The organism is Nonomuraea sp. B208 (assembly GCF_057536035.1).
Genome location: NZ_BAAJOU010000013.1, coordinates 33043 through 45208, shown reverse-complemented (window position 1 = coordinate 45208; position 12166 = coordinate 33043). Strand labels below are relative to the sequence as shown.

Below are 12166 nucleotides of genomic sequence, written 5' to 3'. Positions count from 1 at the left end.
GATGGCGCATGCGCGAACTCCGCGAACCGAACGACACCATGACGGCGCTGATCGAGGCGCAGGACCCGGGCCGGCCGGCCGTGGTGGACGGCGCGGCCCGCTGGACCTACGGCGAGCTGGACGCCGCCGCCAACCGCCTGGCCCGCCGCCTGGCCGAGGCCGGCGTCGGGCGCGGGGACGTGGTCGCCCTGTACGCCGGCCGCTCGGCCCGCACCCTGGCCGCCATGCTCGCCGTGCTCAAGGCCGGAGCCGCCTACCTGCCTCTCGACCCGGACTATCCCGACGCGCGGGTGCGGTTCGTGCTGGAGGACTCCGGAGCGCGGACCGTCCTGGTGCCGGACGAACTGCGGGAACGCCTGCCCACGGGCAGCACGGCGTCCGCTTTATCCCTTGACGACGATTTATCCGCATATAGCGCGGTAAATGTAAAGGTGGCGGTTGATCCGATGGATCCTGCCTACCTGCTCTACACCTCCGGATCCACCGGCCGCCCCAAAGGCGTCGCCATTCCGCATCGCGCGCTGCTGAACTTCCTCGTCGCCATGCGCGATCTGCTCCGTTCCGGCGAGGACGACACCTGGCTGGCGCTCACGTCGCTGTCGTTCGACATCTCGGGGCTGGAGCTGTACCTGCCGCTCGTCACGGGCGGCCGGACCGTGATCGCCGAGCCCGCCGCCGCCCGCGACGGACACCGGCTGGCCGGGCTGATCCGCGCCGAGGGCGTCACGCACGTGCAGGCCACCCCCTCGGGCTGGCGGGTGCTGCTGGCCGCCGGGTACGCCGACCCGCACGTCACGGCCCTGGTCGGCGGCGAGGCGCTGACCGTGCCGCTGGCCCGCGAGCTGCGGGCGCGTACGGGACGGCTGTTCAACGTGTACGGCCCCACCGAGACGACGATCTGGTCCACCGCGTGGGAGGTCCCCGAGGAGCCCACGGACGTCTCCATCGGCGGCCCGATCGCGAACACCCAGGTCCACGTCCTGGACGAGCACGGCGACCCGGCGGAGACCGGCGAGCTGTACCTCGGCGGCCACGGCCTGGCACTCGGCTACCACCGCCGCCCGGCCCTGACCGCCGAGCGGTTCGTCCCCGACCCGTTCGGGCCTCCGGGGAGCCGGCTCTACCGGACCGGCGACCTCGTGCGCGTGGAGCCCGGCGGGCTGCGTTACCTTGGGCGTACCGACACCCAGGTCAAGCTGCGCGGGCACCGCATCGAGCTGGGCGAGGTGGAGTCGGCGCTGGAGGACCTGCCCGGCGTCAAGCAGGCCGTCGCCGCCGTCCACCGGGACGCCCTCGTCGCCTACCTCGTCGGCGACGCCCCCGCCGACGTACGGGAACGCCTCGCCGGACGGCTCCCCGCCGCCATGATCCCGTCGCTCGTCGTACCGATGGAGGCGCTGCCCCTCACCCCCAACGGGAAGGTGGACCGCAAGGCCCTGCCGGAGCCCGCCGCGCCGGAGGCGGGCGCGGGGGCCGCGCCGGGGACAGCGGCCGAGCGGGCGGTGGCGGAGGTCTTCGCCGAGGTCCTCGGCCTGCCCCCGGAGCTGGGGGTGGAGGACGACTTCTTCCTGCTGGGCGGGCACTCGTTGCTGGCGGCCAGGGCGGCGGCGCGGATCACCCGGCGGCTCGGCGTCGAGGCGCCGGTGGCGGCGCTGTTCGAGCATCCGACGGTGGCGGGGTTCGCGCGGGCGCTGGAGGAGCGGGCGGCCCCGTCGGTGCCGCTCCGGCCGCGCCCCGAGGGCACCGCGCCGCCGCTGTCGCCGAACCAGGAGCGGCAGTGGTTCATGTACCGGCTCGACCCCGACGACGCCTCCTACAACATCTATCTGGCGCGGCGGCTGCGCGGCCCCCTCGACGCCGGCCGCCTGACGGACGCGCTGACCTTCGTCGCGGCCAGGCACGAGCCGCTGCGCACCCGCTTCCCCGAGGTGGACGGCATGCCGGTCGCGGTGGTCGAGCCGCCGGGGCCGGTGCCGGTCGAGCGGCTGGACCTGTCGGCGCTGCCGGAGGACGAGCGGGAGGCCGAGGCCCTGCGGCTGGTGACCGAACGGGTGAACGCGCCCCTGGACCTGGCCGCCGCGCCGCCGATGCGGGCCACGCTGATCCGGCTCTCGGCGGCGGAGCACGTGCTGTGCGTGGTGATCAGCCACATGATCGGCGACGGCTGGTCGCAGAACGTGCTGCTGTCCGACCTGGCCGCCTGCTACGCCGGCCGCGAGCTGCCCGCCCTGGCGGTCGGCTACGGGGACGTCGTGCACTGGCGGCGCGAGCGGGAGGCGGCGGGCGCGGGCGAGGCCGCGCTGGCGTACTGGCGGGAGCGGCTGGCGGGCGCGCCGCCGCTGGAGCTGCCCGCCGACCGGCCCCGCTCCCCCGGCCTGGTCCGGCGGGGCGCCTTCCACCGGGCGCGGCTGCCGCGCGAGACGGTCGCGGCGCTGGAGGAGCTCGGCCGGCGTACGGGGACGACGCTGTTCATGGTGCTGCTCGCGGCGTACCAGGCGCTGCTGGGCCGGCACGCCGGGCAGGACGACCTGACGGTCGGCACGGCGGTCGCCGGGCGGGACCGGGTGGAGCTGGAGCCGCTGGTCGGCTTCCTGGCCGACACGCTGGCGCTGCGCGCCGACCTGTCGGGCGACCCGGCCTTCACCGAGTTGCTGGCGCGGACCAGGGAGTCGGTGCTCGGCGCGCTCACGCACAGGGACGTGCCGATGGAGCGGCTGGGGGTGGGCGACGGCCGGAAGCTGTTCGGGACCTTGATGATCCTGCACACGCAGGACGACGGCGCGCCGGTGCGGCTGGGCGAGGCCACGGCCGAGGTGTTCCACGCCGCGTACGCGCCGGCGCGCTTCGACCTGACGCTCGACGCCTGGCCCGCCGGGGGCGCGCTGGACCTGGTCTTCGGGTACGAGGCCGCGCTGTTCGACGCGGCGACCGTCGAGGGCCTGGCCCGCCGCTTCGCCGCGTTGCTGACCGCCGCCGTGGCCGACCCTGAGGCGCGCCTGTCGCGGCTGACCAGGGTGACGGGCGAGGAGCGGGAGCGGCTGGTACGCGGCCCGAACGACACCGCCATGCCGCTGCCCGCCGTGCCCGGCCTCCTGCCGCTGATCGAAGCGCAGGATTCGGGCCGGGTGGCCGTGGTGGACGGCGCGGCCCGCTGGACCTACGGCGAGCTGGACGCCGCCGCCAACCGCCTGGCCCGCCGCCTGGCCGAGGCCGGCGTCGGACGCGGGGACGTGGTCGCCCTGTACGCCGGCCGCTCGGCCCGCACCCTGGCCGCCATGCTCGCGGTGCTCAAGGCCGGAGCCGCCTATCTCCCTCTCGACCCGGACTATCCGGACGCGCGGGTGCGGTTCGTGCTGGAGGACTCCGGCGCGCGGGCGGTGCTCGTCCCTGACGAGCTGCGGGAACGCCTGCCCGCCGTCGACGCCGCCGTCGCACTGTCCCTCGATGCTGATTTATCCGCATACAGTGCGGCAAAGCCGGATGTGACCATCAAGCCGGACGATCCCGCCTACCTGCTCTACACCTCCGGATCCACCGGCCGCCCGAAGGGCGTCGTGGTGCCGCACCGGGCGCTGCTGAACCTCCTCGTCGCCATGCGCGACCTCCTGGGCTCCGGCGAGGACGACGCCTGGCTGGCGCTCACGTCGCTGTCGTTCGACATCTCGGGGCTGGAGCTGTACCTGCCGCTGGTCACCGGCGGCCGTACGGTGATCGCCGGACCGGAGGCGGCCCTGGACGGGGCGCTGCTGGCCGGGCTGGTCCGCGCCGAGGGCGTCACGCACGTGCAGGCCACGCCCTCCGGATGGCGGGTGCTGCTCGCCGGGGGCTTCACCGCCCCCGAGGTCACCGCGCTGGCGGGCGGGGAGGCGCTCAGCGAGCCCCTGGCCCGCGAGCTGCGGGCGCGTACGGGACGGCTGTTCAACGTGTACGGCCCCACCGAGACGACGATCTGGTCCACCGCGTGGGAGGTGCCGCCGGACGCCGGGCACGTCCTCATCGGCCGCCCGATCGGCAACACCCAGGTCTACGTGCTGGACGAGCACGGCGAGCCGGCGCACACCGGCGAGCTGCACCTCGGCGGGCACGGCCTGGCGCTCGGCTACCACCGCCGGCCCGGCCTCACCGCCGAACGGTTCGTCCCCGACCCGTTCGGTGCGGCGGGCGGGCGGCTCTACCGGACCGGCGACGTCGTACGGCTGCGCACCGACGGCGCCCTCCAGTACGTGGGCCGCACCGACAATCAGGTCAAGCTCCGCGGGCACCGCATCGAGCTGGGCGAGATCGAGTCGGCGCTGGAGGACCTGCCCGGCGTCCGGCAGGCCGTCGCCGCCGTCCACCAGGACACCCTCATCGCCTACGTCGCCGGCGACGCCCCCGCCGACGTGCGGGAACGCCTCGCCGAACGGCTCCCCGCCGCCATGATCCCCTCGCTCGTCGTCCCCATGGAGGCGCTGCCCCTCACCCCCAACGGCAAGATCGACCGCGCGGCGCTGCCCGTGCCGGGGACGCGGGCGGGCGAGGACGTCCCGCCGCGGCCCCGCGAGGCCGGGACGGCGCCGCCGCTGTCGCCCGCGCAGGAACGGCTCTGGTTCCTGCACTCGTATTTCGAGGGGGACACCTCCGGCCACCTGAGCCAGGCGCGCCGGCTGCGCGGCCCTCTGGACGAGGACGCGCTGGCCGCCGCCGTCGCGGCGCTGCCCGCCCGGCACGAGGCGCTGCGCACCCGCTACGAGTCCGACGCCGAGGGGCGACCGCGCGCCGTCGTCCTGGACGGGCACATCCTGCCGCTCACCCGCCACGACCTGACCGCGCGGCCGGGAACCGCCGAGGAGTTGGTGGCGGGGATCGCCGATGAGCCGTTCGACCTGGGGGCGGCGCCGCCGGTGCGGGCGGCGCTGATCCGGCTGGCCGCCGACGACCACGTGCTGTGCCTGGCCGCGCACCCTATCGCGGCCGACGAATGGACACTGCCGATGCTGCTGGCCGACCTGGCCGCGCTGTACGAGGGCCGGGAGCTCCCCCCGCCGCCCGTGCAGGCGGGCGACGTCACGCTGTGGCGGGCGCGCCGCGAGCGGCTGGCCGAGCCGGCGCTGGAGCAGTGGTGCGCCCGGCTGGCCGGGGCCCCGGTCCTCGACCTGCCACTGGACCGGCCCCGGCCCGCCGTCACCTCCCGGACCGCCGCGTGCCACGAGGTGCGGCTGAGCGGCGACCTGACCGGGGAGCTGCGCCGGCTCGGCGCGGACGCCGGGGGCGGGCTCTCCACGGTGCTGCTGGCCGCGTACCAGGTGCTGCTGGCCCGGCAGGCCGGGCAGACCGGGTTCATGATCGGCCGTCCGGTGCCAGGACGGGAGCGGCCCGAGCTCTCCCGGGTCGCCGGGCACCTCACCCGGCACCTGGTGCTGCGCGGCGACCTGTCCGGCGACCCCGGCTTCGCCGAGCTGCTGCGGCGTACGCGGGAGGCCGAGCGGGAGGCGGACGAGCACGCCGACCTCTCCCCCGAACGGCTCGTCACCGCGCTCGGCGTGGAGCGGGACCCCGGCCGCGAGCCGCTGTTCCAGACCACGCTCACGGTGCGCGAGCAGGCCCCGCCGGAGGCCGCCTTCGGCGAACCGTTCGCCCCGAGCCCCGCCGACCTCGCCTACGACCTGGCGCTGGAGGCCCGGCCGGACGGCGACGGCCTGGTCCTGGCCTTCCACCACGACGCGGCGGTGCTGACGGCGGCCACCGCGGCCCGGCTGGCCGCCCGGTTCCTGGCGCTGCTCGAAGCCGTGGCGAAGGACCCCTCCCTGCGCCTGTCCGAACTGCCCGCCCCGGACGGACCGCGCGGGCCGGCGGAAGCGGGCGAGCGGGTGCTGGATCCGTGGGGTCGTCCCGTGCCGGCGGACGCGGTCGGGGAGCTGTGGCGGGGCGGAATCCGTACCGGTGAGCGGGTCAGGCGGCACCCGGACGGGCGGCTGGAGCGCCTGCCCGCCGCGCCGACCGTCGGCACCGCCGGGGCCGGCGCCCGACCCGCCTACGTCGCCCCACGCACCGACGCCGAGGCGCTGGTCGCCGAGGTCTGGGGCGAGCTGCTCGGCGTCGCCAGGGTCGGCGTGGACGACGACTTCTTCCGGCTCGGCGGCCACTCCCTGCTGGCCGTACGGGCCGCCGCCCGGCTGCGTGCCACCGTCGACGTGGACGTGCCGATCAGGACGTTCTTCACGCATCGCACGCTGGCCGGGTTCGCGGCGGCGACGGAGGAGATCCTGCTGGCCGAGCTGGAGGGCCTGTCCGAGGAGGAGGCGCTGCGCCTGCTCGACCCCACGGAGGCACTGTGACCACGCTCTCCCCCGGCGGCCTGTCGCCCGCCAAGCAGGCGCTGCTGGCCCAGCGGCTGCGGCGGCGGGCCGCCGCGACCACAGTGCCGCCGCGCCCGCCCGGCACGCCGCCGCCGCTGTCGCACGCGCAGGAGCGGCTGTGGTTCCTGGAGCAGTACGCGCCCGGCACCGCCGCCTACACCGTCTCCTGCACCGCGCGGGTGACCGGCGAGCTGGACGAAGGGGCGCTGCGCCGCGCGGTGCGCGAGGTGGCGGCCCGGCACGAGAGCCTGCGCAGCCGGTTCACGACCGCCGAGGACGGCACGCCGCAGTTGGTGATCGACCCCGAGCCCGCGCCCGAGTTCCTGGTCGCGGCGGCCGGGACGCCGGAGGAGGCGCGGACGCTGGTGTCGGCGGAGCTGGCCCGGCCGTTCGACCTGGCGACGGGCCCGCTGCTGCGGGTCCTGCTGATCCGGCTCCCTTCGGACGCCGGTGACGACCACGTGCTCATGCTGGCGGCCCATCACGCGGTGGCCGACGGGTGGAGCTGGGACGTGGTGCTCGGCGAGCTGTTCACGCTGCTGGCCGGCCGCGAGCCGGAGCCGCTGCCCGTCCAGTACGGCGACTACGCGCTCTGGCAGCGCGAGCGCACCGGCTCGGCCGCGTACCGGGCGGACGTGGACTACTGGCGGGCGCAGCTCGCCGGGGTGCCGGCGCTGGAGCTGCCGACGGACCTGCCGCGCCCGGCGGAGCAGACGTTCGCGGGGGCGGCCCACGGGTTCCGGCTGGACGCGGAGCTCGCCGGGGCGGTGCGGGCGCTGGCCGAGTCGCTCGGGGCGACCCCGTACATGGTGCTGCTCGCCGCGTTCCAGGCGCTGCTCGGCCGGTGGTCGGGGCAGAGCTCGTTCGCGGTGGGCAGCCCGGTGAGCGGGCGCGGGCTGCCGGAGCTGGACGGCCTGGTCGGCATGTTCGTCAACACCCTCGCGCTGCGGGCCGACCTGTCGGGCGACCCGGCGTTCGACGGGCTGGTGTCGCGGGTGCGGGAGACGGCGCTGGACGCGTTCGCCCACCAGGAGCTGCCGTTCGACCAGCTCGTGGGCGAGCTGAACGTGACGCGGGACGTCAGCCGGCCGGCGGTGTTCCAGGTGATGTTCGCGCTGCAGAACTACACCGCCCGGCCGGTGGACGCGGGGCCGCTGGAGCTGGAGTGGTTCCACGCCGACACCGTGGCCAGCCGGTTCGACCTGAGCCTGTACCTGCACCAGGCGGCCGGGGGCGGGCTGGACGGGACGTTCGTCTACAACACGGCGCTGTTCGAGGCCGGGACGGCCGAGCGGATGGCGGAGTCGCTGGAGGCGCTGCTGCGCTCGGCCGTGGCCGCGCCGGGCACGCCGGTGTCCGGCCTGGAGATCCTGCCGGAGGCCGCGCGGGCCCGGCTGGCCGCGCTGGAGACCGCCGCGCCGCCCGCGCCTCCGGAGGCGGAGCTGCTGCACGAGCTGGTGTTCGCGCAGGCCGGGCGGACCCCGGACGCGACCGCCGTGACCTACGGCGGCGACCGGCTGACCTACCGCGAGCTGGCCGGACGGGCCCGGCGGCTGGCCGCCCACCTGCGCGCCCACGGGGTGCGGCCGGGCGATCGGGTGGCGGTGTGCCTGGAGCAGTCGGCGGGGACGGCGGTGGCGCTGCTCGGCGTGCTGGCGGCCGGGGCGGCGTACGTGCCGCTCGATCCCGAGCAGCCGGCCGCGCGGCTCACGTACCTGGTCGAGGACGCCGGCGTGCGCACGGCGATCACCTCGGAGGGGGCGCGCGGGGCGCTGCCCGCCGGCCTGATCGAGATCGACCCCGGCCGGGTGCCGGACGGGGACCCGCCCGCCGAGGCCGGGATCGGGCCGTCGGACCTCGCGTACGTGATCTACACCTCCGGCACCACCGGGCGGCCCAAGGGGGTCGCGGTGCAGCACCGGGAGGTGGTGACGTACCTGGCGGGCGTGCGTGAGCGGTTCGGCGTCGAGCCCGGGGCGTCGTTCGCGCTGCCGCAGTCGCTGGCCTTCGACTTCGGGGTGACGATCTTCTATCTGGCGCTGATGACCGGCGGCCGGCTCGACCTGCTGCCGTCCCGTACGTCGGCGCGCGAGCTGGCCGAGCACTTCCGGACGAGCCCCGCCGACTACCTGAAGATCACCCCGTCGCACCTGGCCGCGCTGCTCGCCGAGGCCGGGCCCGCCGAGCTGCTGCCGCGCCGGCTGCTGATCCTCGGCGGCGAGGCGTCCTCGTGGGCGTGGGCGCGGGAGCTGGCGGCGTACGAGGCCCCGGGACGCGGCCGCTGCGCCGTCGTCAACCACTACGGGCCGACGGAGGCGACGGTCGGCATCACCACGTTCGCCGTGGACCCGGAGCCGCCGGCGCGGGAGACGACGCTGCCGATCGGCCGGCCGCTGCCCGGCGCGCGGGTACGGGTGCTCGACGAGCGGCTGCGGCCGGTGCCCGTGGGAGTGGTCGGCGAGCTCTGCCTCGGCGGGACCCGGCTGGCCCGCGGCTACCTGGGCCGGCCCGCGCTCACCGCCGAGCGGTTCGTGCCCGACCCTGACGGCCCGCCGGGCGCCCGCCTGTACCGGACCGGCGACCTCGGGCGGTGGCTGCCGGACGGCACGCTCCAGTTCCTGGGCCGCCGCGACCTGCAGGTCAAGATCCGCGGGTACCGGGTCGAGCTGGGCGAGGTCGAGACCGTGCTCGCCGAGTTCCCCGGGGTGGCGCAGGCGGTGGCCGAGCTGCGCGGGGACCGCCTGGTCGGCTACCTGCTGCCGGTGGAGGCCGGCGCGCGGGCGCCGGCCGCCGAGGTGCGTGCCTGGCTGCGCGAGCGGCTGCCCGACTACATGATCCCGGCCCGGTACGTCTGGCTCGACCACCTGCCGCTGAAGTCGCACGGCAAGGTCGACCGCGCCGCGCTGCCCGACCCCGAGGACGACCGCCCGGACGACGGCGCCGCCTTCGTCCCGCCGGACGGGCCGGTCGAGGAGGCCGTCGCGGCGGTGTGGGCCGACGTGCTCGGGCTCGCCCGGGTGGGGGCGCTGGACGACTTCTTCGAGCTGGGCGGGCACTCGCTGCTGGCCATGCGGGTGCTGGCGCGGCTGCGCAGGATCGCGCCGGAGCGTCGGGTCACGCTCATGGACCTGTTCACGCACACCACCGTCAGGGAGACGGCGGCGCTGCTCGCCGGGGACGAGCGGGCCCGCGAAGGGGACGGCGGGCTGCTGCGGCGGCTCACGCCCGCGCGCGCCGCGACGGCGGCCACGCTGGTGTGCGCGCCGTACGGGGGCGGCAGCGCGGTGATCTACAAGCCGCTGGCCGACGCCCTGCCCGGCGACTGGGCGCTGTACTCGATCGCCGTGCCCGGGCACGAGCTCGGCGAGGAGTCGATGCCGCCGGAGGAGGTCGCGCGGCGCTGCGCCGAGGAGATCCTGACCGGGATCGAGGGCCCGGTCGTGCTGTACGGGCACTGCGGGCTCGGCGCGATGATCACCGCCGAGATCGCGCGGCGGCTGCAGGACTCGGGACGCGAGGTTGAGGCGGTCTACCTGGGCGGGATCTTCCCGTTCGCCCGGCCGGGCGGGCGGACGGCCCGGCTCCGGGACCGCCTGGACGACCTGCGCGGCGACCAGGGACGGATCAACGCGCTCACGGCGGCCGGCCTCGACGTGTCGGACCTGAGCCCCGAGGAGCTGCGGCTGATCGTCCGCAACCGGCGGGAGGGCACACGGGCCGCCGAACGCTACTTCACCCGGCTGTTCGAGGAGGACGGCGGCCGGCTCGGCGCGCCCGTCATCGCCGTGGCCGGGGAGCGGGACCCGATCATGGAGTTCTACCAGGAGCGCTTCCGCGAGTGGCACGTGCTGTCGCCGGTGACCGCGTGCGCGGTGCTGGACGAGGCCGCGCACTTCTTCGTCAAGTACCGGGCCGGGGAGCTGGCCGAGATCCTGACCCGGACGCACACCGCGCTCGCCTCCGGGGAGACGGCCGGGCTGGAGCGCGGCGACGGCGGGCGGACGTGGTGGCTGGAGGGGGTCTCCCGCGAGACCCCGGAGGCCTTTCCCGAGACGTCCTCCGGGGCGTTTCCCGGGGAGACCGGCGGAGAGTCGTCCGGGGCGCTTCCCGACGATTCCTCCGGTGCCGGGTCGCGGGCCGCGGGCGTCCCGGCGGTCGAGGCGAGGGCGGCCGCCGGGATCCCGCCCCGGCGCGGAGCGACCGGGACACCGGACCGGCGCGAGGCGGCCGGGCCGCGGCCCAGCATGCGGCGCTTCTTCGCGGTCGCGGCCGGGCAGGCGGTGTCGATCATCGGCTCGGCGCTGACCGAGTTCGCCGTCCCCCTCTGGATCTACCTGACCACGGACTCCCTCGTCGACTTCGCCCTGTTCTCGGTGCTGGCGCTGGTGCCCGGCATGATCGTCGCGCCGCTCGCCGGGACCATCGTGGACCGCAGCGACCGCCGCCGCGTGATGCTGCTCGGCGACGTGGGCGCGTTCGGCACGCAACTGCTGCTCGGCCTGCTGCTGTGGACCGGGAACCTCCAGGTGTGGCACATCTACCCGCTGCTGGTCGGCCTGTCGGTGGCCCTGGCGTTCCAGCGGGTGGCGTACCAGTCGGCCGTGCCGCAGCTCGTGCCGAAACGTTTCCTCGGCCACGCCAACGGCGTGGTCGGCATGATCAACGGCGTGGCGCAGCTCGTCGTGCCGCTCGCCGCGGCCGGGCTGATGTCGCTCATCGGCCTGGAGGGCATCCTGGCCCTCGACGTGATCAGCTACGCGATCGCCATCGGCAGCCTGCTGCTCATCCGCTTCCCCGCCACGATGGCGCTGCGCCGCCGCGAGACGGTGGCCGCCGAGCTGGTCAACGGGCTGCGCTACTCGTGGGGGAACAAGGGCTTCCGGCGGATGGTGACGTTCTTCGCCGTGGTCAACCTGTTCATGGCCGCGCTGTTCCTGATGATCTCGCCGCTGGTGCTGTCGTCGGGGACGATCGCCGACGTGGGGCGGGTGTCGTTCGCCGGCGGGCTCGGGGTGTTCGTCGGCGGGCTCGTCATGGCGGTGTGGGGCGGGCCGCGGGTGCGGCGCTTCCGGGGGCAGCTCATGTTCACCCTGACGCTGGCGATCTCGGCCGTGGTGATCGGCGCGCGGCCGGACCTCGTGGTGGTCACGGCGGGGGTGTTCGGGCTGTTCCTGTCGCTGACGCTGCTCAACGGCGTCTACACGACGATCGTGCAGGTGAAGATCCCGCAGCGCTACCACGGGCGGGTGTTCGCGCTCAACCAGCTCGTGGCGTTCTCGACGCTGCCCATCGGGTACGCCGTCGTCGCGCCGCTCGGCACGTCCCTCCTCGAACCGCTGCTCGCCGACGGCGGCGCGCTCGCGGACACGGTCGGCCGGGTCATCGGCACCGGCGAGGGCCGCGGCATCGGCCTGCTGTACGTGCTGCTCGGCGCCGCCATCGCCGCCTGCGTGCTGGTCGCCAGGCGGCGGCGGGTCCTGTGGGACTTCGACGCGCTGGTGCCCGACGCGCTGCCCGACGACCTCATCGGTTTCCAGGCCCTGCGCGAACGCGGGGCGCCGGTCAAGGAGGACGCATGGATGACTACCAGGTCGTGATCAACCACGAGGAGCAGTACTCGGTGTGGCCCGCGGACCGGGACGTGCCGGCCGGCTGGCGGGCGGCCGGGTTCCGCGGCGGCAAGGACGACTGCCTGGCGTACATCGAGGAGGTCTGGACCGACATGCGCCCCCTCAGCGCCCGCTGACCCATCCGTCCCGATCGGCCCATCCGAGCGGATATTGGCTATCGTGTGGAACGCTCACACAGACGTCCGCGGAAGGAGCGGG

Annotated in this window: 3 protein-coding genes; all 3 read left to right on the top strand. The window is 75.7% G+C overall.

What is annotated here, in order from left to right; all coding sequences use genetic code 11:
• The first annotated feature begins 8 nt into the window (after positions 1–8).
• The 3 genes from AC27IY_RS10500 to AC27IY_RS10490 are packed head-to-tail and all read left to right on the top strand — an operon-like array spanning position 9 to position 12084.
• Positions 9–6317: an amino acid adenylation domain-containing protein gene (locus AC27IY_RS10500; RefSeq protein WP_487177802.1), complete on the top strand. Its 6309-nt coding sequence runs from the start codon at positions 9–11 to the stop codon at positions 6315–6317.
• Complete coding sequence (locus AC27IY_RS10495; protein ID WP_487177801.1) at positions 6314–11935, top strand: amino acid adenylation domain-containing protein; 5622 nt, start codon at positions 6314–6316, stop codon at positions 11933–11935. The genes AC27IY_RS10500 and AC27IY_RS10495 overlap by 4 nt, the downstream gene beginning before the upstream one ends.
• Positions 11914–12084: an MbtH family protein gene (locus AC27IY_RS10490; protein WP_329575292.1), complete on the top strand. Its 171-nt coding sequence runs from the start codon at positions 11914–11916 to the stop codon at positions 12082–12084. The genes AC27IY_RS10495 and AC27IY_RS10490 overlap by 22 nt, the downstream gene beginning before the upstream one ends.
• The last annotated feature ends 82 nt before the right edge of the window (positions 12085–12166 follow it).